Annotated in this window: 24 protein-coding genes; 6 read left to right on the plus strand and 18 right to left on the minus strand. The window is 43.7% G+C overall.

All coding sequences use genetic code 11. The annotated features are described in order from the left end of the window. Positions 1–11 precede the first annotated feature (11 nt). From RT064_RS04970 to ychF, 14 genes are all read right to left on the minus strand, one after another. Positions 12–767 carry a hypothetical protein gene (locus RT064_RS04970; protein ID WP_313062098.1) on the minus strand — a complete coding sequence of 252 codons (756 nt, stop codon included), beginning with the start codon at positions 765–767 and terminating at the stop codon, positions 12–14. 281 nt (positions 768–1,048) lie between these two features. Beyond that, positions 1,049–2,086 carry a cation diffusion facilitator family transporter gene (locus RT064_RS04975; protein ID WP_313062101.1) on the minus strand — a complete coding sequence of 346 codons (1,038 nt, stop codon included), beginning with the start codon at positions 2,084–2,086 and terminating at the stop codon, positions 1,049–1,051. 131 nt (positions 2,087–2,217) lie between these two features. After that, the gene (locus RT064_RS04980) at positions 2,218–4,458 is read right to left on the minus strand and encodes a primosomal protein N' (protein ID WP_313062103.1); all 2,241 of its coding nucleotides are present in this window, start codon (positions 4,456–4,458) and stop codon (positions 2,218–2,220) included. Between the two features lie 151 nt (positions 4,459–4,609). Continuing rightward, complete coding sequence (locus RT064_RS04985) at positions 4,610–4,990, minus strand: Rid family detoxifying hydrolase (RefSeq protein WP_313062105.1); 381 nt, start codon at positions 4,988–4,990, stop codon at positions 4,610–4,612. Positions 4,991–5,017: 27 nt separating this feature from the next. Beyond that, positions 5,018–7,183 (minus strand): HD domain-containing protein, encoded by a 2,166-nt coding sequence (locus RT064_RS04990; protein WP_313062164.1) that lies wholly within the window; start codon positions 7,181–7,183, stop codon positions 5,018–5,020. Between the two features lie 362 nt (positions 7,184–7,545). Next, a complete protein-coding gene (rpoZ, locus tag RT064_RS04995; RefSeq protein WP_036601878.1) occupies positions 7,546–7,812 on the minus strand; it encodes a DNA-directed RNA polymerase subunit omega in 267 nt (88 codons plus the stop codon). 81 nt (positions 7,813–7,893) lie between these two features. Further along, positions 7,894–8,328, minus strand: a complete 435-nt coding sequence (locus RT064_RS05000) for a ClpXP protease specificity-enhancing factor (RefSeq protein WP_313062107.1) — start codon at positions 8,326–8,328, stop codon at positions 7,894–7,896. Between the two features lie 25 nt (positions 8,329–8,353). Further along, a complete protein-coding gene (locus tag RT064_RS05005; RefSeq protein WP_065252157.1) occupies positions 8,354–8,965 on the minus strand; it encodes a glutathione S-transferase N-terminal domain-containing protein in 612 nt (203 codons plus the stop codon). Positions 8,966–9,113: 148 nt separating this feature from the next. Then, entirely contained in the window at positions 9,114–9,827 is a 714-nt protein-coding gene (locus RT064_RS05010; RefSeq protein WP_007116514.1) for a cytochrome c1, read from the minus strand. Next, positions 9,827–11,044, minus strand: a complete 1,218-nt coding sequence (locus tag RT064_RS05015) for a cytochrome b (RefSeq protein WP_172823566.1) — start codon at positions 11,042–11,044, stop codon at positions 9,827–9,829. Before RT064_RS05015 ends, RT064_RS05010 begins: the two co-directional genes overlap by 1 nt. 19 nt (positions 11,045–11,063) lie before the next feature. After that, complete coding sequence (gene petA / locus RT064_RS05020; protein ID WP_007116512.1) at positions 11,064–11,648, minus strand: ubiquinol-cytochrome c reductase iron-sulfur subunit; 585 nt, start codon at positions 11,646–11,648, stop codon at positions 11,064–11,066. A 250-nt stretch (positions 11,649–11,898) separates the two neighbouring features. Next, positions 11,899–12,285, minus strand: a complete 387-nt coding sequence (gene rpsI, locus RT064_RS05025; protein ID WP_007116510.1) for a 30S ribosomal protein S9 — start codon at positions 12,283–12,285, stop codon at positions 11,899–11,901. Between the two features lie 10 nt (positions 12,286–12,295). Beyond that, positions 12,296–12,724, minus strand: a complete 429-nt coding sequence (gene rplM, locus RT064_RS05030; RefSeq protein ID WP_036601896.1) for a 50S ribosomal protein L13 — start codon at positions 12,722–12,724, stop codon at positions 12,296–12,298. Between the two features lie 193 nt (positions 12,725–12,917). Next, positions 12,918–14,009: a redox-regulated ATPase YchF gene (gene ychF / locus RT064_RS05035; RefSeq protein WP_007116508.1), complete on the minus strand. Its 1,092-nt coding sequence runs from the start codon at positions 14,007–14,009 to the stop codon at positions 12,918–12,920. Between the two features lie 347 nt (positions 14,010–14,356). On the opposite strand from ychF, the gene rsmA reads away from it, so the two are divergent. Then, positions 14,357–15,241 carry a 16S rRNA (adenine(1518)-N(6)/adenine(1519)-N(6))-dimethyltransferase RsmA gene (rsmA, locus tag RT064_RS05040; protein ID WP_313062111.1) on the plus strand — a complete coding sequence of 295 codons (885 nt, stop codon included), beginning with the start codon at positions 14,357–14,359 and terminating at the stop codon, positions 15,239–15,241. 48 nt (positions 15,242–15,289) lie between these two features. Continuing rightward, positions 15,290–16,120, plus strand: a complete 831-nt coding sequence (locus tag RT064_RS05045; protein ID WP_313062112.1) for a symmetrical bis(5'-nucleosyl)-tetraphosphatase — start codon at positions 15,290–15,292, stop codon at positions 16,118–16,120. 27 nt (positions 16,121–16,147) lie between these two features. On the opposite strand, the gene RT064_RS05050 is transcribed toward RT064_RS05045, so the two are convergent. From RT064_RS05050 to RT064_RS05065, 4 genes are all read right to left on the minus strand, one after another. Beyond that, positions 16,148–16,657, minus strand: a complete 510-nt coding sequence (locus RT064_RS05050; protein ID WP_313062114.1) for a thioesterase family protein — start codon at positions 16,655–16,657, stop codon at positions 16,148–16,150. A 132-nt stretch (positions 16,658–16,789) separates the two neighbouring features. After that, positions 16,790–18,256, minus strand: coding sequence for a transglycosylase SLT domain-containing protein (locus tag RT064_RS05055; protein WP_313062115.1), 1,467 nt, complete (start codon positions 18,254–18,256; stop codon positions 16,790–16,792). 667 nt (positions 18,257–18,923) lie between these two features. Next, on the minus strand, positions 18,924–19,700 hold the full coding sequence (locus RT064_RS05060; protein ID WP_409519529.1) for a Nif3-like dinuclear metal center hexameric protein: 777 nt from the start codon (positions 19,698–19,700) through the stop codon (positions 18,924–18,926). Positions 19,701–19,832: 132 nt separating this feature from the next. Then, positions 19,833–22,220 carry a site-specific recombinase gene (locus RT064_RS05065; protein WP_313062116.1) on the minus strand — a complete coding sequence of 796 codons (2,388 nt, stop codon included), beginning with the start codon at positions 22,218–22,220 and terminating at the stop codon, positions 19,833–19,835. Between the two features lie 299 nt (positions 22,221–22,519). On the opposite strand from RT064_RS05065, the gene RT064_RS05070 reads away from it, so the two are divergent. The 4 genes from RT064_RS05070 to rpsA all read left to right on the plus strand — a co-directional run bounded on the left by RT064_RS05070 (position 22,520) and on the right by rpsA (position 26,947). Then, positions 22,520–23,683 (plus strand): DNA polymerase III subunit delta', encoded by a 1,164-nt coding sequence (locus tag RT064_RS05070; RefSeq protein WP_313062117.1) that lies wholly within the window; start codon positions 22,520–22,522, stop codon positions 23,681–23,683. Between the two features lie 61 nt (positions 23,684–23,744). After that, entirely contained in the window at positions 23,745–24,092 is a 348-nt protein-coding gene (locus RT064_RS05075; RefSeq protein WP_135889053.1) for a PilZ domain-containing protein, read from the plus strand. Positions 24,093–24,389: 297 nt separating this feature from the next. Beyond that, positions 24,390–25,154, plus strand: coding sequence for a (d)CMP kinase (gene cmk / locus RT064_RS05080; protein ID WP_313062118.1), 765 nt, complete (start codon positions 24,390–24,392; stop codon positions 25,152–25,154). Positions 25,155–25,276: 122 nt separating this feature from the next. After that, a complete protein-coding gene (gene rpsA / locus RT064_RS05085) occupies positions 25,277–26,947 on the plus strand; it encodes a 30S ribosomal protein S1 (protein ID WP_248145604.1) in 1,671 nt (556 codons plus the stop codon). Positions 26,948–26,971 lie beyond the last annotated feature (24 nt).

Genomic DNA, 26,971 nt, shown 5'->3' on the forward strand with positions numbered 1-26,971 from the left:
CTCAATTATTTTTAATTTTTGACAAAAATTTTCCAAATCCCATTATCCGCAATCGCATTTTTATAGGCGTCATTGCGTTTTTTACGGGGAGTTTGCCGACTGTCCACCACTTTAAAGTCTGCTAATGTTTGAATGACCAAACCTGTGCGATAAAAACGAATCCGTTCAGGCTCTAGCAATTCACCTTTGGGATTGCGACAAAACACATAAGCGCGTAAATCAATAAATTCACGATGCGCCACCAGCCGCACGTCTTCGCTTTTCGCTAGGGCATTTTCCATCGCCATCAACTGGGCATCCTCATACGGACCGCATTTTTCAACCAGTGCACCCACTGACCCAAAATTTTTGGATTCTTTGGCTTTGGTACGGGTCAAATGCAGTTTTTGCACATGATAAATAAACTGCGGTATCTCAAGGCTTGCAGGTAATGGCAGATAATCAGGCGGCAATCCTGCCGAAGGATAAAACCCTTTGGCGCGGTCAATCAACCCTTGCCAGGTTTGCTCATAGCTTTGCACCTCTGCCAAATTGCCTGCATAAATAGGCAAGTCTTGAATTTGGGTGAGATAGGGCGGCGGAAAAAAATTATCCCGAAATTGGGCAATATCGGCTTGCAAGGTGGAGAGCAATAACTTGACCTGTTTTTTATGCGCCTTTTCATCAACCAGCAATGCTGAGGGATTGCCATTATCTGAGTTGTCTGAGCCATCAGATTGGTTGAGATGCAAGTTGGGTGCCACGAAAGGTGCAGAACGGTGTGTCATACGCGTTTACCTCCAGTAAGCTAATGATTTTTATATAGATTTAATAGAAACTTAAATAGATATTAAATACAGATGTTTAATTGTTTGGCAAGCGTTTAGCAAATAAGGCTTGCCACAGCATGGTGCTGATTCATCCTAACATATTTAGCCTAAGTAATGCGCAAAATTACGCAGTTAATCGTAAGAAAAGTTAAGCAAGCAAACAGCATACCCCAGAAAGCAAAAACTAAAAACGCTCAGCGGCAGCACCGATTTTTTGGCACCTTAGGTCAAAAAGTCGGTTAGTGTGCGTGCGCATGGACAGGGGGTGTGCTGGTAATGTCACAATTAAACTGCGCGGCGTGCGCATGCAAATCACTTTCAAATTGAATAGTACTGTGCCCAATGCCTAAATGCTGTAACTCGTGTTGTAATTCTGATAATAGCGCATCAGTTTGCTGCAGGGTAAGCGAGCTTGGGACAATGATATGACAAGATAAGCTATGTAAGCCGCTGGTAATCGTCCAAACATGTAAATCATGAACCGATAACACATTTGGGTGGGCAGAGAGGGTGTTGATAATAACGCTTTGGTCAATATCATTGGGCGCGCCTTCCATCAAGATATGGGCGGCATTTTTGACGACAGCATAGCCACTGCGAACAATCAGTAGTGCCACCAAAATACTCACTGCCGCATCTGCCCACACCCAGCCAAACAGCATAATCACAACAGCGGCAATAATCGCAGCTACCGAGCCTAGCAAGTCACTTAATACATGTAAATAAGCGCTTTTCATATTGAGATTATCGGTATCACCACCGTGCATCAGTTTGGCGACCACTAAATTGACGATAAGCCCAATAGTACTGATAACTAGCATACCCGTAGTGGCGATTTGTGGCGGCTGCTGAAAACGCAGCACGGCTTCATAAATAATACCTGCACTGATAATCAGTAGCGTCAGACCATTGATGAGTGCAATCAAAATCTCAAAACGGCGATAGCCAAAAGTTTTATGGGAGGTAACAGATTTTTTACCGATGACAAACGCAAACAAAGTCATCGCAAGTGACACCGCATCACTAAACATATGACCTGCATCTGATAACAACGCCAAACTGCCGGTAATATAACCGCCGATGACTTCAACAATCATATAGCTTGCAATGATGGCAAACGCTATGGTGATGATACGCTGATTATCGGTATGGCTGTGACTATGACTGTGGCTGTGACTGTGGTCAGCATCCTCATGGCGGTGATTGTTGCCATGACCATGCGCATTAGGGTGCGCATCAGTAGGCTGCTTTGAATCTTGAAGCGGTTTTGGGGTCATTGTTATTTACTTACCCTAATGAATGGTAAAAATTAGCTAAATTGTAGCCCAATCAGCGAGTTGAAAAAAGCCCATTTAAACATCAGCATGAAATAAGCGCTTTAGCAAAAGCAATTGTCTTGCTAGTACCGTTAAGACCAACTCATCGGATCAATGTCAATCGATACTCTGGCATACTTTGCCGATGGCAACGCAATCGTCTGTCGCCACGAGTCCGACAATAGCTGCTGGCGAACGTGGCGTGTTTTGGTCAAAATTAATAAATGCGAGTGGTAGCGACTGTTTTTCTTTGCCATCGGCGCATCCACCGGACCATTAATGGCAATACCCAAGGCTGTCATGTGTTGGCGTGATGGCAACAGCGCCATCGCTTGATGCAAAATTTGCTGATTGTTTTCTAACGATTTGCTTTCCACCCGCACCAAACAAGCGTAAGTAAATGGCGGCAATCCCAACATGCGCCGCTCAACCAATAATTGCTGGGCAAAACTCAGATATCCTTCACGTACCAAAGTCAGTAATGCCGGATTTTCAGGTTGCAGGGTTTGTATCAGTACCAGACCTGCTTTATCGGCACGACCTGCACGCCCTGCCACTTGGATAATCAGCTGGGCGGTATGCTCAGGCGAGCGAAAATCTGACGATAAAAAACCACGGTCAGCATTGGGAATTGCCACCAACGTCACATTGGGGAAATGATGCCCTTTTGCCACCATTTGCGTGCCCACCAAAATGGCTTTGGGATTATCAGCAATACGCTGATACACTTGCTCCCAACTGTTTTTTTTACGCGTGGTATCGCGGTCAATTTGAATCACAGGCACATCGGGGAAAAGCTCAGTTAACCCTTCAACCATCCGCGCGGTACCCATGCCCACAGGGTCAAGATTGCTACTACCACAGCTGGGGCAATGGTTCGGGATAGCTTGCTGCCAATCGCAGTGGTGGCATTTTAGCATTGCCACTGGCTGAAAATGCACTGTCAAATGCGCATCACAGCGCGGGCAATCTGCTTGCCAACCGCAAGCATCACACAATAAGATGGGCGCGTAGCCACGACGGTTTAAAAATACCAATACTTGCTCATCTTTATCCAACGTTTGCCGAATGGCTTGAATTAAACTCTGCGCCAAACCGTTTTGCCATGCCTGTTGCCGCGCATCAATCAGCTGCATAGTGGCAGGCTTGGCATCGCCTGCACGCTGGGTCAAAGTAAGCTCGGTGAGTTTACCTTGTTGTACCAAATATAGGCTTTCAAGCGATGGCGTCGCGGTGCCCAAAATCACCGGACAATTAAGCTGAAACCCCCGATAGAGCGCCACGTCACTGGCGTGATAGCGCAGTGAGTCTTGCTGTTTGTAAGATTGGTCATGCGATTCATCGACAATAATCAGCCCTAAATTGGCAAATGGATATAACACTGACGAACGCGTACCGATAATAATTTGCGCATAGCCCAGTCGGCATTGTTGCCAGCCATCCAGCCGTATGGTGTCATTAAGTCCTGAATGCAGCATCAATACTTGGGCTTCAAATCGTTCGGCAAATCGCTGTCTGGTCTGTGGGGTAAGCCCAATTTCTGGCACTAAGATAAGCACTTGTTTGCCTTGTGCCAGTACCGTTTGCATCACTTGCAAATACACTTCGGTCTTGCCACTTCCGGTAATCCCATTGAGCAAAAAACCTTCATAGTGTGGCTGATGGCAGGCGCGGGTAATTTTTTGCACCGCTTGTTGTTGCTGCAAATTTAAGGTGAGCGGCGTGGTGGCAAGCTTAGCAAGCTTGGGTAAAGATGGCATTTGATAAACAGGCGCAATCAGACCTTTTTGCTCAAATTTTTTTAAATAAGCCGGCTCGACACCGTTGTCTAATAGCGCAAACTCAGTTACAAGCTTTGTGTCATTACTATGTGAGTTGCTATGCGAATTACCATGCGAGTTGATGACCAATTCACATAAAGCAAATTGTTGGCGTTGCTTTTTTGCACTGGCGGAAAAATCCTCGTCAGTGGCATCGCGTAATTGTCGCCAACATAATTGTCGGTAATCGAGCGTCATCCCTTGGCGAATTAACGTCGGCAGCATGACAGAAAACACATCGCCAAGCGGATAGCAGTAATAAGCAGACAGCCAATAAGCGAGTTTTAGCAAGGCCTCATCGACAATCGGCAGCTCATCAAGTATGTCCAATACAGGTTTAATCGCATTTTGCGTAAGCTGACTGTGCTCAATATGCGCCACCACAATGCCGACCAATTTGCGTGTACCAAACGGTACTCGGACGCGGCAGCCAATTGCGGGCAACGCATCGCCCACAACGCGATAATCGAACACCGAATCAATGGGGACAGGTAGGGCAACTTGGATTAGCAAAACACACCTTTAAAAATTGTTGTAGGGTTGAATTATAGCCCAATTCTAGGCATTAAATTGTTATCAGATGGGCAAAAATTTGACATAAAAAAAGGCAAGTCTTGTAACTCACCTTTCATTTAAGCGGGTTAACAGTCATCTAAAACCAAAATCAATCTAAAACCAAAATCGCTTCAATTTCGACCACCGCACCTTTTGGCAAGGCGGCCACTTGTACCGCGGCACGGGCAGGGTAAGGTGCAGTTAGGCGCGCTACAAAAATCTCATTTAAGGCAGTAAAATCTGCCAAATCGGTGAGCGAAACATTAAATTTCACCACATTGGCAAGCGAACCACCTGCGGCTTGGCAGATAGCATCGATGTTTGACATGACTTGGTTGGCCTGATTGACAAAGCCATCGGCTAAGATCATGGTGTTTGGGTCAAGTCCGATTTGACCTGAAATATAGACAGTCTTATCAACCTTTACGGCTTGTGAATAAGTGCCTACCGCGGCAGGGGCATTGTCAGTATGAATGATGTCACGGCTCATATTATTTCCTATTACAGTATAATGAGTTTATAAAATATCTTTATTTTTTGGTGCAGACGTGTTTTGGCTCTGAGAAAGTAGCACTTCGTCATTCCATTGATACAGCCTTACAATATTGGGGTAGCCCAAGAAGGTACGTAGGCGCTGAATTAAGCTTGCAATCTGGTCACGGCTTTGCACTACCACAAACAGCAAGGTATAGCCATTACGCTGTTCGATATATTCAAAACCCGCCTGAGTGTCACGCACAATAAAGATTAAATCGCTGATTTGCTCATCGGTCAGGTTTTGATTAATTTTTAGCGCAGCATCAAAATAAATACGCTTGGATATCTCATCCTCACTGTTAGAGACTCGCCAATGTAGCGGAATTACTTGGTATTCGTTGACACGGCGAATTTCATCAATTGAAAAACATTTATGGCGATGCACTACCAAGCCATTTTTTGAAATATGCCCGACAATCGGGTCGCCATACACAGGATGACAACAGCTGGAAAAATTCATCTCCATATTGGCGGCATCCGCAATCAAGCTTTGCGGTTGGTTAGCGGCATGGGCGCTGGCTTGGTTTTTGGCAAGCTGCTCTTGGGTCAATAGGCGCGAAACGGCAATCTGCGGTAGCAATTTACCTGTCGTAAACTCCGTAAAGAACGCACTTTTATCCTGTAAGCCGCGCCAATCAAGTAGCAATTGCCATTGTTCATCACTCAAATCAGCGAGTGAAAGATTTTGCGTTTTAAGCGCGCGCTCAAAGGCGGTTTTACCTTCGTGCTCTTTTTGCTCAGGATTTAAGCCTTTTAACCATTCAAACAACGCACGCCGCGCTTTATTGGTTGCCACAAAACCCAGCCACTCCGCTTTTGGAATCGCATTGGGGTCAGTATGAATTTTGACCCGATTGCCAGTTTTCAAAATCGTACCTAGTTTGGCTTCTACGCCATTGATTTCAGCGCCCGTTGCACGGTTACCGATATGGGTACTAATAGTATAGGCAAAGTCAAGCGCTGTGGAGCCGCGCGGCAACTCGTAAGCATCACCGTTTGGGGTATAGCAAATAATTTTACGTTCGTGAAGATAATCAATCAGTTTATCGACCACTGTCACCGCATCGGATGGTTGCTCTTCGATATCGCTTTCATTGTCGGCAATCAAGTTTTGCAGATTGCGTAGAGAAGCCTGAATCACCGACTGACTAAGAGGCGATGCTGCTTCACCCATCAAAATCCCTAAACGGGTAGTTTTGAGCATGGTTTTAGTCAAAATGACCACTTTGATGGTGTCATGGTCGTTTTTATAGGTAATGGTAAACGATTGGTTGCCCCCCGCACGTGGATGGCGGATATTGTCTTCGATACACTCAGGCGCAATTTGGTATTTATTGATAAAATACTTGGCAATTTGGTCGCAGTCTTCCACTTTATCCATGACTAGCATAAATTCATAATGCCACAGCAAATCGGTGATTTCGCCGCGGTTTTTAAAAAACTGGCGAAACAAAGTCACGCGGTTATCGACATCTTTGACATAACCTTTAACGCCCAGTCGGCTCAAAACAATATTTAAATAGTTATGAATCGCTTCTTGTTGAAACGTCCGCCCCAAACCATGCTGCATAAGCTTATCGGATAACTTGTTATACATGGGCGCATTCAAGCTGCGATAACATAAAATCTCGATATAGTCGGCTAAATCATTAAGCCCAAGCGTACGAGCAAACGGCACATAAAAATCCAAGGTTTCTTGTGCGGTTGCCTGTTGTTTTTTTTCGGGCACCGCTTCGATGGTGGTCATATTGTGCAAGCGGTCAGCCAATTTGACAATCAACACGCGCGGATCTTCTAGCGTTGCGGTAATAATGCGATAAAAAGTCGCGGCTTTATTGATGTGTTTTTCATTGGAGGATTTTAATTTGGTGACTCCATTGACGATTTGGGCAACTGCCTTGCCAAACTCTCGAGTCAAATCTTCTTCAGTGGTAGGTGTATCTTCCACGGTATCATGCAAAATCGCCGCTACAATAGTATCCACATCCATGCGAAAACTACCCAAAATCTCCGCTACCGCCATAGGGTGGGTGATATAAGGCTCGCCAGATTTGCGTTTATCTTTGATATGGGCTTGGTCGCCAAAGGCACAGGCTTTGAGAACAATTTGCTGTTCGTCATCATCCAAATAATCCAATACACGCATTAGGTCAAACTGTGCAATATCCACATCAGGATGGCTTAATTTTGGTAAAGTTGATATATTCAAAAATGTGCCCTCAACGTACGGTCGATAGGTTTAACCTGCTAAAAAATTCATATTGTCCTGGTCAGCAGTTAACTCTATCATAAAAAACGGTTGGATAAAAATAGCTGGTATCAAACCAGCTAAAGTTAGTAAAAACGTATTATAAAGATATCTTAATTATTCGCAAAATTACCCTGTATTGTCAAGACCAATTACATAATAGTTAAAAGAAAATGCAGTTATAAAAGCTAAGTTACTGACAAATAAAAAGTCACCTAAAAAAGGTGACTTTTTATAAATAACAGTGGCTTAAGCTACCGTTAGAATCCATGACCACTTGAAATGCTCAAATCGACATGGTGAAATTTGTTAGGCAATTCGCGCTCAGGTTGATTTAAAATCTCTTTAGTCACAAGGCCTTCAGCGATTTCGCGTAGGGCAAGTACGGTTGGTTTATCATTTTCACGCTCAACCATAGGTTCTGATACACCGCGTGCGATTTGGCGCGCACGTTTACTGGCAACAAGAATCAAATCAAAACGGTTGTGGATATTTTCTAGACAATCTTCTACAGTGACACGTGCCATGACTATGGTTATCCTATTCAAAACTAAAAAAGTAATTGATTATTTTAACAAAATTAAACCCATATTGCCAGTGACAATGCACTAATCCAAGATTTTTAACCCTGCTTTGTTTTCACGTTTTGGACGTTGTGCGTCGGTGGACTCCGCTGGTTGACTGGCGTTGATGTCAGATTGCGGTGCATTATCGTATTCCGTTGGGTCAAAGAACATGCCTTGTGAATTTTCTCTGGCATAAATCCCCATCACTGCTTGCATCGGTACCCATAATTCTTGCGAAACACCGCCAAATCGCGCATGAAAATGAATAAAATCATTATTAATGACCAAATTACCTGTGGCACGGCTGGCGATATTAAGTACGATACGACCATCTTGCACATATTCGACAGGCACGGTGACATTGGGCTGTGTTGTATCGACCATGATATGTGGGGTCAGGTTATTGTCTTCAAGCCATTCAAAAATAGCGCGTACCATATAAGGGCGAGTCGGGGTGAGTTGAAAGTCGTTTTCCATGGTGATTCTCTTATTTTAATGATTACTATTTTAAACTAGTTTTAAAGGTTGGGCGATTAAACATCCGCTCCATATATTGATACAACGGACGGCACAGGTGCAGCGGCAATTCAATACCCATGGGTTTTAAGCGATATAAAATCGATGACAAAATGCAATCACATACACCCATGGTATCTGAAAGAAAAAAAGCTTTATGGGCAAACAGCGGCGCTATGGTAACCAGAGATTCAGTCAGTTGCTTTCTTGCAATCTTTGCTTGGTTGACATCTAAGGTATCCTTATGGGTCAATAGCGTATCTGCCAATTTAATCCAGTCTTTCTCAATGCGCCACCATAATTGACGGTATTGTGCCTTTTCAATCGGATTTTCAGGTAGCAGTTTGTTCTGATGATAGCGCTCTTCAAGGTATTCAAAAATAATGCGATTGTTATATAAAATCAATTCACGATGAATAAATACCGGTAGCGTGTTGTAAGGATTGATATCAGGCAAATCTTCGGCAAAATCCTCATCATCACGAATATTCGTCTCACTAAATTCTATTTTTTTCTCAAGTAAAACCAGTCTTAATTGGTGACTTAGGTAGCCATCATCGGCATAAATCAACGGGGTGTTCGAAGTAGGGGTCAACATAGTTAAAAATAATAAGCTGTATCAGCGTAAAGGATAAGCCTAGCTTAAAATGACTGAATTAGCAATAACTGTGAAAGTTATCATACCAATCAAGCAATAAATGCGCATAAAAAAAGGCAGCCTAAGCTACCTTTTTTTATATCAACCCTTATTTAACGTCTTTCCAAAATTCTTTATTAAGTAAGTACACTGGAATTAATAACGCAAGTAAGAATAAGATGACCCAAAAACCATAGACTTTACGTTGGTGCGCTTGCGGCTCTGCCATCCACGCCATAAAGTTGACGATATCACCAATGTTACGACGATATTCTTCTTTTGAAGTGTTCATTTGCATATCATGAAGGACGAACGGCATAGCAACATTCGGCAGTACGATATTGTTGGCACCCCAAGGACGACTTGGATCTTCATAGAAGGCTAACAAGTACGTATAAACCCAATCATTACCACGTAGACGGGTTTCAAGTGATAAATCAGGTGGCTGCGCACCAAACCAAGCTTTTTGCAGCTCTGGGTCTACGCCTGCATTGATATGGTCACCGACTTGGTCAGTGGTCAGCATCAAGTATTTTTCCACCAACTCTTTTGGAATGTCCAAGTCTTTGTACATTTTTGAGTAGCGAACATATTGCGCTGAGTGACAGCCTGCACAGTAACTCATAAATAATGAGGCACCACGTTGAATGGACGCTTTATTGGTCAAATCTACAGGTGCGGTTTCACAAGCCAAATGTGCTTCTTTACCATCAACTGTTTTATAGGTGCCACAGCCGCCTTCGCTAGCTTGTGCGGCTGTCGCGCCCAAACCTAGTGCAACTGTCAAACCCAATCCAGCAACTAATTTTTTAACCGCTTTCATTAGTGACCTCCAGTTACACGTTCAGGTGGCTGTTTGCAAGTTTCAATCGATGTATAGATTGGCATTAGCAAGAAAAACAAGAAATACAAAATAGTACAAATACGTGCCACAAGCGTTGCGGTATCACTTGATGGAATTACCCCTAAGTAACCTAAAATCAAGAAACTAACAACAAAGATAGCAAGTGCGATTTTTGACAACATACCTTTATAACGCATTGAACGCACAGGCGATTTGTCTAACCAAGGCAATACAAATAAAATGGCGATTGATGCTGCCATTACAATAACACCCGGCAGGGCTGAACCAAACATAGACGGGGTTGCACGTAACATCGCATAAAAAGGCGTATAGTACCAAACAGGGGCAATGTGAGCCGGTGTTTTAAGTGGGTTTGCTGCTTCAAAGTTTGGTGGCTCAAGGAAGAAACCGCCGCCTTCTGGGAAGAAGAATACCACAGTAAAGAAAATGATAAAGAATACCACGATACCAATCATATCATGTACGGTGTAGTATGGGTGGAATGCCACGCCATCAAGGGGTACACCATTTTTATCTTTAAGTTTTTTGATATCGATACCATCTGGGTTGTTAGAACCAACATGGTGCAATGCTACCAAGTGAACAAACACCAGACCCACTAAAATCAAAGGAATCGCAACGACGTGCAACGCGAAGAAGCGGTTTAGGGTAATACCAGAGATGATATAGTCACCTTTTACCCATTCTCCCAATGCATCACCAATAAATGGAATCGCTGCTGGTAGGTTTAAAATAACCTGCGCACCCCAGAAAGACATATTACCCCACGGTAATAAGTAACCGAAGAAACCCTCTGCCATTAAGCACAGATAGATACCCATACCGATGAGCCAAACCAGTTCACGGGGTTTTTGGTATGAACCATACAGTAAGCCACGGAACATATGCAGATACACGACCACGAAGAATGCCGAGGCACCAGTTGAGTGCATATAACGAATTAACCAACCACCTTGTACATCACGCATAATGTATTCTACAGAAGCAAATGCGCCTTCTGCACTTGGGTTGAACATCATGGTGAGCCAAATACCCGTCACTAACTGATTGACCAATACCACCATAGATAATACGCCAAAGAAGTACCAAAAGTTAAAATTCTTTGGTGCGTAATACTTTGACATATGGTATTCATAAGTTTCTGTCGCTGGAAAGCGCGCATCCACCCAATGCATAAATTTCTTTGCACTCATATTATGCCCCCACCGTTAAGATAGTACCGCTGATGCTATACTCAGGAACTGGCAAATTACGAGGCGCAGGTTGACCCTTAAAAACACGTCCAGCTAAGTCATACTTTGAGCCGTGACAGGGGCATAAAAATCCGCCAACCCAACTGCTGCCACCCAAATCTGCTGCGCCGACATCAGGACGATAACCTGGTGCACAACCTAAGTGAGTACAAACCCCTTCACACACTAGAACTTCACTATTGTCTTTTGAGCGGCTATTATTTTTGCAGTAGTCAGGTTGTAATGAACCTTCTGATTTTGGATCGGCAAGTGATGATTCTACTTTTGATAAATTATCCATCATCTCTTTGGTACGTTTGACAAGATAAATCGGTTTACCACGATATTTGATAACAATCATTTGTCCTGCTTCGAGTTTGCTTAGGTCTTGGCTAACAGGTGCACCCGCAGCTTCTGCTTTTGCACTTGGATACCATGAACGCACAAACGGCGTAGCAATAGCAGCGACACCGACTGCGCCCATAGCGGCAGTGGATGCGATTAAAACTCTTCGACGCTTAACGTCGACGCCTTCGGCATGGCTCATTAAGAACTCCTCCAGATTAATGAAGTGGGTAACCATATTCCCACACTGGGTTTGTGGCTATTGTAAATCAGTTGTTACAGAATTGCCACCTTAGCTGTGCCTAAATTACGCTAATTTTGCTATTTTATGCTATTTTTGCAATAAAATAAATTACCTAAGGTAAATAAAAAAGACCCTTGCAGTAAACAAGAGTCTTTTTTGTAAACGCCAAAAAACGCGGTCGATACGAGAATTTCGACCACGAAAAATATTAACGTTTTGAGAATTGGGGACGTTTACGTGCTTTACGTAAGCCCAATTTTTTACGTTCAACTTCACGCGCGTCACGAGTCACAAAGCCCGCTTCTTTAAGCGCTGGTTTTAAGGTTTCGTCTGACTCAATCAATGCACGGGTAATACCGTGGCGAATTGCCCCTGCTTGACCATTGATACCGCCACCTTTTACAGTCACATAGATATCATATTTGCTAGCAGCATCTAGTAATTCTAAAGGTTGACGTACAACCATTACTGATGTTTCACGACCAAAGTATTGATCAAGTGGTTTACCGTTGACGACGATGTTACCTGTACCCGCAGATAAGAACACACGAGCTGTTGAAGTTTTACGACGACCTGTACCGTAATTGCGTTCCATGTGTTACTCCTTAGATATCTAATACTTGAGGTTGTTGAGCAGTATGAGGATGCTCAGTACCTGAGTAAACTTTTAACTTTTTAATCATCGCATAGCCCAATGGACCTTTTGGCAACATACCTTTAACGGCTTTGTTAAGTACGTCAGCGGGTTTGTGTGCGATAAGTTTGGTAAAGTTAGTTTCTTTGATACCACCTGGGTAACCGGTGTGACGGTAGTATTTTTTGTCTTGCGCTTTTTTACCAGTCACGGCAACTTTCTCAGCATTAATCACAACGATATAATCGCCTGTGTCAACGTGAGGGGTGTAAGAAGGCTTATGCTTGCCACGTAAGCGTGATGCGATTTCGCTCGCCAAGCGACCTAATGTTTTACCTTCAGCGTCGACGATGTACCAATCGTGTGTCACTTCATGTGGTTTAGCACTGATAGTTTTCATGTTTAAAAACCTTTTTGAGTTAATAGTTGAGAGTGAGTGTCTGGGAAACGAGGGCTCTCAAAATTACGAACGCATATTATAGGGATTAAGATAGTGACTTGCAATACAAGTCAAGCGTTTTTGAAAAATAAACTTGCAAAAAATAGGCAACTAAAATTGCCTATTTATATCAATCAGCATATCAGTACACAATTTAGACATTAAATCTAAAGTGCATGACATCGCCATCTTGCACGATGTAGGTTTTACCTTCGAGGCGAGATTTACCGGCCGCTGCCGCGCCTTTTTCACCGTTGTATTCAATAAAATCATCAAATGCAATCACTTCGGCACGGATAAAACCACGCTCAAAGTCGGTATGAATCACGCCTGCCGCTTCTGGGGCCGTGGCACCGACTTTGACCGTCCAAGCGCGTACTTCTTTGACCCCTGCGGTAAAGTACGTTTGCATATTAAGCAGCTCATAACCTGCGCGAATCACCCGATCAAGCCCTGCCTCAGTCATACCCATACTTTCTAAAAACTCTTGTTTTTCATCGTCATCCAGCTGGGCGATTTCTGATTCGATTTGGTTGCATAGCGCGACGACCAACGCATCATCTTTTGCCGCAAATTCCCGTACTTGGTCAAGATAAGGATTGTTGTCAAAGCCATCCTCGCTCACGTTAGCAATATACATGGTCGGTTTTAGGGTGATTAAACCATAGCTACGGATGATTTTTTTCTCATCCTCATCCAGATTTGCCATGCGCGCAGGCTTACCATCGGCTAAAAATGGCTCAATTTTGTTAAACACATCGAGCATGGCTTTGGCGTCTTTATCACCGCCTTTGGCTTTTTTACCGACATTTATAAGCGCACGGCTGACCGCTTCAAGGTCAGCTAGGGCAAGTTCGGTGTTGATGGTTTCGATATCGGATAATGGGTTGACGCGTCCATCGACGTGAATCACGTTGTCATCATCAAAGCAGCGCACCACATGGGCAATCGCATCGGTTTCACGGATATTGGCTAAGAACTGATTACCCATGCCTTCGCCTTTGGATGCGCCTGCCACTAGACCGGCAATATCCACAAATTCCATTGAGGTGGGCACAACGCGCTCAGGTTTGACGATATCGGCAAGTTGTTTGAGACGTGGGTCGGGTACAGGTACAATCCCAGTATTGGGATCTTTGGTACAAAACGGGAAATTTTCTGCCGCAATCCCAGCTTTGGTCAATGCGTTAAACAGGGTTGATTTACCAACATTTGGCAGTCCGACGATACCACAATTAAAGCCCATACAATGCTCACTAAATAAAGAGTTAGTTAAATTTGTTGCATTATAACAACTTAGTCAGCAGAATTCGACAGGCGATTGACCCATCAAAGAATAGACCCATTAAAAATTTGTAGCATGATATAAACTACAAAAATTCAAATTGAGCGATTGGGCAGATTGCTGTCATGCTATTGCAAAGCTATTGCTATCCTATTGCCCTAGTCTCGAGTTGTCATGAAATTGTCATGATTGAAGGTCAAGCTATGCTATAATGAGCAGTTTGATAATGATTTGTGTCTGATGACGGTGAGGGTTATCGTATACTGCACAACATTGATAATTATTTCATTTTTATAGGAATGTTTTGAGTGACAGTCTCTGCTTTTTTATCCCATCAGCCTAGAAAACGTTTTGGGCAAAATTTCTTACATGATCAAGTGATTATCGGGAGAATTATTGACAGTATTCATGCAGGTCGCGATGATTTGATGGTTGAAATTGGTCCAGGCATGGGCGCGATTACTGAGCCGCTACTCAAGGAAGTCAATCGCTTGACCGTTGTCGAGCTTGATACCGATTTGGCAGACAGCCTGCGCATTCGCATTGGCGCCAATAGCAATGAGGGCTTAACGATTGTCAAAGCCAATGCCATGGAAGTGGATTACCGCGCGCTGTTCCAGCAAATCATTGGCGATAACCCCAATCATACCACCGACAAGAAAATGCGCATTGTCGGTAACTTGCCATACAATATTTCTACGCCGTTATTGTTTCATTTACTAAGTTTTGCCGATGTCATTGAAGACATGCACTTTATGCTACAAAAGGAAGTGGTGGATCGCATCACCGCAGCGGTGAATAGCCGAGAATATGGTCGTTTATCCATTATGATGCAGTATTATTGTGAAACCGATTATTTACTGACGGTGCCAAATGGGGCATTTAACCCACCACCCAAAGTGACGAGTGCGGTATTTCGACTCAGACCTTATCAACAAAAACCGATTGTGGCTGACGATGAAAAGATGTTTGCCCTTGTGGTGCGTGAGGCATTTAATCATCGCCGTAAAACACTGCGCGCGATTTTTAAAAAATCGCCGATTTTGCCTGCGGTCACAGAACACCAGCTTGTGGCATGGGGACTCAATCCACTGGCGCGTCCCGAAACGTTATCAGTACAAGATTTTGTGAACTTGTCTAATGGCATCGCGGCTAATGGTATCGCGGCAAACGGCATTGCGGCAAATGGTTAATTTTTTTATAGCTGTTTAAAATTTTACTTTCAAGATGTATGAGGTGTTATGGGTTTTCGACATCAATTTGTCATTGGCGATATTCAAGGCTGTTATGCCGATTTGCAGGCACTGCTCAAGCAAATTGGGTTTGATGAAAAGCAAGATAAATTATGGTTTGTTGGCGATATCGTGGCACGCGGTGAAGACTCGCTGAGCGCGCTGCGTCTGGTAAAACGTCTTTGCGAAGCCGGTGCTGCCGAAATGGTGTTGGGCAATCATGATATTAACTTGATCGCCGTATGGCGTGGTGTCATAAAGATTAAGAAAAAGGATAGAACCCAAGCGATTTTTGACGCCGCAGATTGTGATGAATTACTCAATTGGCTTCGTCATCAGCCGCTGCTTGTCTATCCCAATGATAAAACCGTGATGGTGCATGCAGGCATCCCACCAAACTGGAGTATTACCCAAGCAGCCATGCATGCGTCAGAATTGCAAACTCAGCTGCAAAGTAGCTTATGGCAACTCGATAGACTGCTGCCAAACCTGTATAGCGATACCGCTGTTCCTTGGTCAAATATGCTGACAGGCTACGCGCGCATGCGGGCGATTTGCAATTATTTTACCCGTATGCGCCTGTGTCAAATGGACGGCACGCTAGAGTTTAGCTTTAAATCCAGTCTCGATGATAAAATGCCAGAGGGGTTTCGTCCGTGGTTTGAATGGCAAGTGCCGCGCGAACGCAAAATCTTATTTGGTCACTGGGCAGCGCTAAAAGCCAAAGTGGATTTGGCGAATGCCAGAGCCACGGATGCAGGGTGTGTGTGGGGCGGCAGTATGATGGCATACCGCCTAGAAGATGAGCAAATTACCTGTCAAACTTGTAAAGCAAAATAACCTTTGTAAAGCAAAACAATCATACAGTTACCGAGCGAGCTGCAGCAGCTGTACAAATACTTTGGGCAAACGGGTAGGGCGAACTTGGGTTTGCCCTTTTTCATCTTTGCTAGTAGCCACGCATACAATACTTATCTCGGCTTGGCTTAAAAGCTGCTGGTGGCTATCATAAATCCGCTGCGCAAGCTGTAGTGACGCAGATTTGCAGTCTGCCGTTGCAATCACAACGGTGACTTCGCTATCAAGCAGAATCGGACGCAAATAGCGGATGTTGGCTTGGCTCACTACAAATTGGATATCAGGCTTGCCACTATCACTATCGTGAGTAACGTCTTGACTCACAGCCTCGGCTGAATGCGCTTGATAAAAATAACTGGTCATCCCCAATGCACGTAACCAATCGCGACGACAACGCTCAAACAGCTTTAAATGATTGGCGTGATACACAATCCCGCCTGCATCGGTATCTTCTAAATAAATACGGTATTGGGTGGCATAAACAGGCTGATTGCTTGATTGATTCTGGGGCTGGGTCACGTGCTATCCTTACTTTAATAATGTTAACAATAATTCAGTAATTTTTAAAAAACCACAAAGTGATAGCATAAAAAAAAGAATGGCGTTAAACCATTCTTTTTTGAAAATGTTTAGTTTTTATATCCACACTCATCAAGTCAATTGACGATTATTGATTTTGTCTAATTTTAACGCTTCCAAATAACTGCGAATATGGGTCACGTAATCTAAGCACTGCACGTAACGGCTATTGCTTTGACTATTGACTTTTAAATACTGATACACGGCTGCCCAATTGTTGCCATCAATACCGCGCTTTTGCAAAATCTGCTGAATATCTTTAATGGCTTGTGGACCCATATTATAAGCGGCTAGGGTAAACCATACTCGATCCGATGCTGGCACTTGGGCAAATTCATGTTGCAGCTGACTGAGATACTTAGCGCCGCCTTGGATGCTCTGCGTCGGGTTAGTCCGATTATCAACGCCCATCGCATCGGCAGTGGCATTGGTCAACATCATGATACCACGCACACCCGTTGGCGAAGTGGCTTCTGCATCCAGATGCGATTCTTGGTACCCCATTGCCGCAAGCAGTTCCCAATCAAGACGGTATTTGTTTGCGGTCTGCTTAAAAGATAGTTCATAAATGGGCAACACGCGTGTCATGGTATCGGCAAAATGTTGTTGATTAAACGGCTCTGTCAATGGTGTTTGACTATAAAACGCGGCCAAATGTTGATTACGGGTGAGCGATTGACCGCCACAAAGGAAGTTTTTTACATCATTGTTGAGTTTGACATCATTGGGGTTTAGCTGTATGCCAACATGTTCGTTGAGACCCTGCTGTAATAAATAATCTTTGTCACAACTTAGACTCAGCGATGATAACGTAGTCGCATTTTGATAATCTGACACATTGGTTAAGGCGATATCGGCTTTGCCCGTTTTGACAGCCGCCATCGCGTCCGCATCACTGGCAAACACTTGTGTGCTCAGGGTAACATCCAATCGCTTGGCATAATGGCGCATGACATCATAGCCAAAGCCGTGCTCAAAACCATCTTGAGCAAAATAGGTGGTATTACCATTGACGGTGGCAATACGCAGCTGCTTTTGAGACAGGATACTATCAAAAGTCGCCATTTTTGGTGCCGCAACCACGCTAGTAGGTGAGGCAAGGGTATTGATAGCATTGCCATTAGCGACTTTATCAGTAACGCCCATCTGGGTTGCAACATAAGCTAAGGGCAAACCAATCCCCATCACAACTACCAGCTTTTTACTAGCGCCCAACCATTTTAGCGGCTTGATAAAGCGCTCAATAAGACTAGCAGACGGATTAGCCAGTTGCCCCAAATCTTGCACATGGCTAGGCACCGCTGGCACACGTGACTGGGCAATTTTTGGCGACATCCCCCTACCCAAACAAGGCTTGAATTGAATCGGAAAGAATTGCAAGCGTTTAAATTGGGTTGCGTATTTACTAAAGCGTAATAAAGGGTGTTGAAACGGGTATAAAGTTAAAGGGCTTAAAAATGCTTTGACCGACATCGAAATCGACGCAGGATAGGTCAAAGCCAAATCATCACAATACTCAAATGATGAGTTTAGCGGCATGTGTCACTCCACGGTGCACATACGTTAGATACGTTAAATTAATAAAAAACAACTATGCCAAATGAAAACATTTTATGAAACTAAGAACCGAATCGATAGTTAAACCTAGTACCCATCAAACTAAGCACCCGTCAAACCTAGTACTAGTCAAAATAAGCACCAGTTAGCCAAGCGAAATAAGTACATGGCTTCTAACTATATAACTTTATCCTAAATCTCACCAAAAAAGCTTCCATCCAAAATAGGTCGTTATTAACTTAACGCTAAAAAAAGAGCCAAACAGGTTGGCTCCCCTTATACCTAGGACGGTGATAATTCCCTATCCATCATAGAGAACTATCGAAATAAATAGTAATTAAGTACAACCCGAAAAAGGGTTAAAATTTTTTTAGGTACTGGCGAATTAAAAATTGTTTAATAAGCCCAAGCACTTACCTAAAGAATTTAACGTAGGATAACGTATGGCACGCATAAAATAAATAAACAATAACAATATTTACTGCATGGCATTACAGTTAGTTATATAAAACAATGGGGGTATTGTAGTGAAATTAAAGTTACGCGTCATGTGGTTGACGGTAACGAATGGCAAATTTATGATAAAAAGCGTAAAAAACCCGCTAAAATGCAATTAACGGGTAATAATTAGTCAATAAATTGCCCGATTTTACACAGGATTATCGATATCGACAAAATCAACGGTTAAGGCAAGATTTTCTTTGACATAATTTCCCAATGCAAGCACACCACCTCGCTCAGTGGCATGATGTCCACAAGCAAAATAATCAATACCCAGCTCACGGGCTATGTGAGTGGTTCGCTCTGATACTTCACCGGAGATATAGGCTTGACAACCCATTTGTGCCGCTTGCTCAATCATATCCTGTGCGCCACCCGTACACAGACCGATGCGCGAAATCGCTTGATTACCCCCGGATAGATGTAGGGGCGGACGGCTTAAGGTAGTCGATAGTTTGTTGGTGAGCGCTGCAATCGACAACGGCGCTGCTAAATCCACGATATTACCAATCGGATGTTTTTCGTCAGGATACAAAGGCGACAAATCAGTCCAGCCCAACGCTCGCGCTAATTGGGCGTTATTGCCCAATTGGGGATGGGCGTCTAACGGTAAATGATAAGCCAGTAAGGAAATACCGTGTTGCATCAACAAACGAATACGCTTGCCTTTCATGCCAATTAACGGCGCAGGTTCACCTTTCCAAAAATAGCCATGATGCACCAAAATCGCTTGGGCGTTGTGCGCAATCGCTTGTTCAATCAATGCCTCAGAGGCTGTGACACCGGTGAGGATGTGCTGTATCGGCTGTCCACCATCTATTTGCAGACCATTGGGACAATAATCTTGGAATTCATTAATTTTTAACAGCTCATTTAACCGATGAGCCAATTGAGTCGGACTCATTGAGGTCGCGGGTTGGTTCATTTTGTTTTTCAAACTTATATCTTCCAAACTTGTATCTCCCAAAAATTCATCATGTTTTTACAGTGGTGCATATTTTTACAGTCGTTCAGTGTTTCTAACGTTTGCAGTGTTTAACATACAGTATTTAATCGGTTATTTGGGTAGCTTACTTGCCGTGTCATTTGGGGTGATATTGTCAACCGCCTTTTGCACCACTTTTTCTTTAATTGCCTGTTTTTTCTCTGCAATTTCTTCATCGGTCAGTTTTTCCGTATGACTGATATTGTCGATATGGGGCGTAGTAGCATGCGGATGTTCTTCTGGCTGTGATGCCAGGGCAGTTTTATGTCCATGGTTATTTTTACCATCGTTTGCAATCGGTTTATCATCATAGATAATATTACCGTCGCTATCGATTAGTGCATACTTCATCGGCTGTTTACGCGGGATAAAAAAGTCAGAGGGTTGGGTCATCAAATGCGAGGCGACCAATTCAAATAAGAATTTCCACTCAAAGACTTTCACATTACGAGCGCGTAGGGCGGTCATTAAGGCGAGTGAAAAACTCACCAACAAGTTAATCATACCGATGACCATCACCCCAAATAGACTGACCAAAATAATACCGATTTCTGGAAACTCGCCCGTGTTGGCATAAATGTTAAAAATCCCGTGAATAAAGTTGGCGGACGCAAAGGCAATGTGGCGAATATCGAGCGGTAAGCCAAAAATATAACCGATGGTCGCCGTACTACCCAAAAAGCAGCCGAATAAAAAGTTACTCATAATCGCACCCAAATTGCGCTCGATAAAATCGCTAAAACGCAATAACGTCACAGGTGTCATCATCCGTTTGAGGGTAGGATGGTTGCGGATACGCTCACCAATTTTGTAGTGTACTGCAAGATTATCATAATAGCCTGCAATCAATCCTGAAATATACAGATACACCCCAGCAATCGCAGCATGAAAGATAGCAAGCGAGGTAAACGGGTTAAGATCATGCAGCAAGTGCTCTGCGCTAGCTTCCGATGTTAACGGACGACCCAGCCCATACAGCCATATGCATGAAATCAGTAGCGCAATCGGCATGGCAATTGAAATATTACCCATAATGGCAATAAATTGGGTGCGCATGATATCAACGACCAATTCGGTCAGCTTGGTAAATTGCGCCGCTTTACGCCCTTTTACCTCTGAGATAGTCGAAGCAATCGCGGCAGCTGTCATGGCAGGCTGTTTGGTCGCCACTGTGCCACCAATGATATGAATTGCCACAAAGCCAAGACCATAAATCATACTGTTTAAAAAAGCCACGCCAAACGGTGCCAGTGGTAAGGATTTCCCTAGGATTTTAAGGGTCGCCATAAAGCCGATGAGTAAACCACCCAATGCCGCTTTTTTATACATACGGCGATAGCCCGCTTTATCAGTACTGATATAATGCTCACCGACCTTACTGGCAGTCTCAGTGACACGGCGCGACAACAGCGCGGTATTGATGCCAAATAAATATCTAAAACTACTGCGGTGGTATGAATCTTCATACAATGTATTAATAAGCTCTATGATGGTTTTTTTCTTGATATGATCGTTGTCCGATAGCAGTGACACCAACAATTCAAGACGCTGCAAGCTTTGCTCAAGGCGCACCAACATATTGGTGGTACGCACGGTAATACCCGTTCGATGAATACGGCGACGGATGTTTTGCATTATGGTGCGGGCTTGGTCGGTCAATACTAAAATTTGACTGCTATCCACCTCAGGCTGGGGCATCGCTTGCTCATCCCCTGGCTGCATGCTGAGCTGGTATTGACTGACAAATTCAGCGACTTCGCGATTGAGTGCAATAAAAGTATCTTGGTTGTCAATCGGATTGGGAAATGCCTTTATTAAATCGGCATTGAGCCCAATGCCGTTGATACGCGCAGTTAAAATAGTAATGGCTTTGAGCACATTGGCTTCAAGCGCTTGCACTAACGCTTCTTTGCCTGCGGGTACTTTAAGGATGAGTATCAGTTCAATCCACCAATGCTCATTGATTAAGCGCACCCAGTAACGGGTTTTTGGTGTGGCAAAAAACGCATTAAATAGCGCAATCAAATCGCGGTCATCAGGTACGGAGGGTAATAGCTTTTCACCGATCAAATCAAAAAATTGCGAAGTAAAGCCAGCATCTGACAAAATACCCAAGTCCGTGTATAGCGACACCTGACGATAACGATTAATCAAGGTAAGCATAAACACACAAAACCCTTCTGCCCACACACGATTGCTGCGTAGTAGCCGAATAAATAGCGCCATCTGTTCATTGGCGGTTGTAGCATCATCTGCACGGTTGCGCAGAGTATCTAGCAGTTGTTTAAATAGGGTAACTTGCGGAAAATCACGCAGCGCATTGATTTCGTTTAAAATAGTAGTTAAACGCGCTTCTAAGGTTGGCATCACCTTTAATTGGTCTGCCATATCCGCCGCATCATAACGATGTTGGGCATTGAGTAACTCATCTTGATTATTAGGTTGCGATAAATTCGTCAAACTAACCTCGAAGTAAACAGAAAATTGAATCGTTTTTTTAAATAGGGTGAATCACAACTATAAGAAAAAATACGAAAATAGATATCTTAAGATGAAAATTTAATCGACTCATCGGAAAAAATCCATCATTTATTTGCAACAAAAATCTTATGGGCCAAGGTTTAAAGACAGTAAGGGATAAAATAACGCGACGTGTTACCGCATTTATGTATTTGAGAAAACAACCTGACTGATTATCCTCATTGATTATCTAGCTGCAGCGATTATACTATGGTTACTCTGTTGACTGATTTTTTTCTATGGCATCGACTATAACCTCTCAATCAAAAAGCACCAAACAACCCAATACCGAATCAACACCCAATGAAGTAACCCAATACTACTATCCAGACCCCGTCAACCAACAGGTGATACAGCAGTGGCTGTTTATGGATTTATTGCCGTGGCAACAGCCAACTTGGCAGTATTTGACCACCCATCTAGACGCCTTGCCGCACGCAATGTTGTTTGCAGGCAATGCAGGGACGGGTAAACGCGCCTTCGTGTATCGGTTTGTCGCATGGGCTTTGTGTGAGAATCAACGGGTCAATGCACAAGGTGTTACAACTGCCTGTGGGCAATGCCAAAGTTGCCAATGGCTGATCGCCAATACCCACCCCGATCTTTATCAAATTCCCACACCCACCGTGGCGCGTGACGCGTCGCCTAAACCTAAAGCAAACAATGCCCTCGTGGCGCAAGCCCCAACCCATCAGTCAGGTTATAGCATCAAGATTGACGAAATTCGGGAATTACAGCCTTTTGTCACGCAATCGAGTGGCGGATTAAGAATCGTGGTTATTCACCAAGCGGATGCGATGACTCTAGCCGCTAGTAACGCGCTTCTTAAGACCTTAGAAGAGCCTGCCGAAAATGTGTTGATGCTGTTAATTAGCGATAGTCCTTCGCAGCTACTGCCAACGATTCGCTCGCGGCTACAGGCATTTTCGGTAAGCCATGTGACCCCCGTTCAGTCAATGCAAGCGATGCAGCAGTTATTGCCAAATACCGATACTGCAACGCTACAACAAGTGAGTGAATTGTCTGGTTATGCGCCCTTTTTGGCACTGCAAATGTTACACAGCGAATGGTATCAACACCGCCAAACTTGGATAAACAGCTTTCAAGCGGTTCGTAGCGGGCAACGTATGCCTGTACAAGCCAGCAACTATTGGCAAAAAACACTGACATTGACAGACTTTTTATACTTGTCGCAAGCCTTGTTAGTACCATTGGGGCAATTTGCCGTCGGTATCTCAGCGTCCGCCAATGACTTGGATTTTGGCAAGCTGCAGCCACCACCGACATTAAGGCAAATTAGCCAGTTGCAGCGGGTTATCGATCAAATCTGGCAAGATAGACAGCAACATATCCAAGATAAGTTATGCTATGATAAAATTTTTAGCACCATGCTTGATTGCTAATCTATTCAATTAATCTATATTATTTATCATTCACCATGCGTTAGTAAAAGGAATAGTGATTATGGCAATGCCATCTCGTGGCGGTATCACCACCATTAACTATGATACGATCGAAAAATTGTATGCTAGCTATCTGCCTTTTATTGAAAACGGTGCGTTATTTATTCCTACTAACCAGCAGCAACAACTAGGCAGTCAAACCTTTGTGGCAATTACTTTGCCAAATTCGAGTGAGAGAATGCCGCTGCATGGTAAAGTGGTGTGGGTTAACCACCGTGCACAAGCCCAGCGCCCCGCAGGCTATGCGTTACAGCTTGGCAAAGATGAAGCAGGTTTACGCATCAAAAACGAAGTCGACCGCCTGTTAGCAGGTCATATCAGCTCCGATAAACCCACCTACACGCTATAAATTTTGGAAATTCTAGAAACTCTGGCAGTTTTAGCCTGTGATTGTTAAAGGTGAGCGATTGTTAAAGGTGAGCTTATGCTTAATCCTGTAAGTCGCTAGCTTTTTTCTTCTATCGCACAATGGTTAATCATCACTCTGCGTATCGGTGCATTTCTCCTTTTTAGTCCCTTTTTTGTGCATTTTTTCATTGGCAAAAAATGAGACGCAATGTAGTCAATGCTTGTGCCAAATCACTTGTATAAAATAGCTTTCAGGCGTAAAATATACGACTATTTTTGCTTTGTTCATAAGAATGGCATGTCACAAACGTTAACGCAACCGTCTTTTGATGTAACTAAAGAAGATTTAACCGCAAGTCTGCCCGTCATCACCGTTGATGGCTCAAGTGGTGCAGGTAAAGGTACATTGACGGCAAGACTGGCAAAGCTACTGGATTATCAAATTTTGGATTCAGGTGCGCTGTATCGGATTGTGGGGCTTGCAGCCCACCAAGCGGGTTTGTTAACCGGCAGCATTGATGAAGCTGCACTAGCTGATTTAACCCAATCGTTAAAAATTGAGTTTGCAGCCGCAAAAGCGGGTTCTGAGCATGTGACAGTGCTCGTGAATGCCAACGATGTGAGCGAAGTGATTCGCACCGAAGAAGTGGGTAACTTTGCGTCAAAAGTCGCAGTATTCCCGAAGGTGCGTCAAGCGCTATTGGAGTTACAAAAAAATATGGCAACGTCGCAAGGCAACCCAAAAAAGGGCTTGATTGCAGACGGGCGTGATATGGGAACAGTGGTTTTTCCCGATGCAACGCTTAAAGTCTATTTGGTCGCATCCGCTGAAGCACGAGCCGAGCGCCGTGTCAGTCAGTTAACCCATGCTGGCAAACAGGCAGATTTTGACGAAATTTTGGCACAAATTATTGCACGTGATGAGCGTGATAGTACACGCAGTGCCTCACCGGCTAAGCCTGCCGATGATGCGATAGTGATTGATAGCTCAGCCATCGATGCTGAGCAAGTGTTTAACCAAGTTTGGCAACTATGCCTTGAACGTGGTTTAATAATTAATTAACTGTTTTTAAAAGTTTTATCGATTTTTTATAGGCACTAAAACCAGCCTTATGTTTATAAAAAATCTTAATTTGAACCGTACTGTGCTGGACAGGCTACGGCTATACAAAGGTAAATTTTATGATGGAATCATTTGCTGAACTGTTTGAAGCGAGCCAAGCACTTGACGTAGAACGCGGTGCAGTTATCTCAGGTACCGTAGTTGCGATTGATAGCGACTGGATTACCGTAGACACGGGTCTAAAATCAGAAGGTATCGTTGCACGTTCAGAATTTTTGAATGAACAAGGCGAGCTTGAAGTAGCAGTTGGCGACCAAGTTCAAGTCGTTGTAGATGCGGTTGACAATGGCATGGGTCAAACCCTATTGTCACGTGAAAAAGCAAAACGTGCTGAAACTTGGAACGTACTTGAAAAAATTTATGAGAACAATGAGATCGTAACCGGTCTTATCTCTGGTAAAGTTAAAGGTGGTTTCACGGTTGATATCGGTTCAGTACGTGCGTTCTTACCAGGTTCATTGGTGGACACTCGCCCAGTACGCGACACGGCGCACTTAGAAGGCAAAGAGCTAGAATTTAAAATCATCAAACTGGATCAAAAACGCAACAACGTCGTTGTTAGCCGCCGCGCTGTGATGGAATCTGAAAACTCAGCAGAGCGCGAAGCACTACTATCTAACCTTGAAGAAGGTCAAGAAGTGGTCGGCGTGGTGAAAAACTTAACGGATTACGGTGCATTCGTAGACCTAGGTGGTATCGATGGTCTATTACACATCACCGATATGGCATGGCGCCGTATCAAGCACCCATCAGAAGTGGTTGAAGTGGGTCAAGAATTAAAGGTTAAAGTGTTAAAATTTGACCGTGAACGTAACCGTGTCAGCTTAGGTCTAAAACAACTCGGCACTGACCCATGGCAAGACGTTCTTAACAACTATCCAAAAGGTACTAACGTTAAAGCACGTGTAACTAACCTTACTGATTATGGTTGTTTTGCTGAAATCGCTGATGGTATCGAAGGCTTGGTACACGTTTCTGAAATGGATCATACCAACAAAAACATCCATCCTTCAAAAGTGGTACAAATCGGTGATGAGATCATGGTTCAAATCCTTGATATCGATGAAGACCGTCGTCGTATCAGCCTAGGTATCAAACAAACCATGCCAAACCCATGGGAAGAGTTTGATAAGAACCACCAAAAAGGTGACAAAGTATCGGGTACTATCAAATCAATCACTGACTTCGGTATCTTTATCGGTTTAGAAGGTGGTATTGATGGTCTAGTTCACTTATCAGACCTTTCTTGGACTGAAAGCGGTGAAGAAGCGATTCGTAACTATAATAAAGGTGATACCGTTGAAGCGGTCATCTTGTCTGTAGATGCAGAAGCTAACCGTATCAGCTTAAGTATCAAACAACTTAACAGCGACCCATTCAACGAATACCTAATATCAAATGATCGTGGTGCGGTAGTAAAAGGGGTGGTGACGGACGTTGATGCAAAAGGCGCTAAAGTAAAATTGGCTGACGACGTAGAAGGCTATTTACGTGCTTCAGAAATCCAACAAGACAAAGTAGACGATGCGACCACTGTACTGAATGTCGGTGATGAAGTTGAAGCGAAAATTGTCAGCGTGGATCGCAAAACTCGCGGTATCAACCTATCAGTTCGTGCAAAAGATGAAGCTGAGCAACGTGATGCTATCAAAGCATTAAGTTCAAATGCAGCGGTTGATACACAGCCAAAAACGATTGGTGACTTAATCAAAGAGCAACAACAAAACCAATAATCGGTTTTGCGAGCGATAAAAAAA

The organism is Moraxella sp. CTOTU49097 (assembly GCF_032064105.1).
GTDB classification, from domain to species: domain Bacteria; phylum Pseudomonadota; class Gammaproteobacteria; order Pseudomonadales; family Moraxellaceae; genus Faucicola; species Faucicola osloensis_B.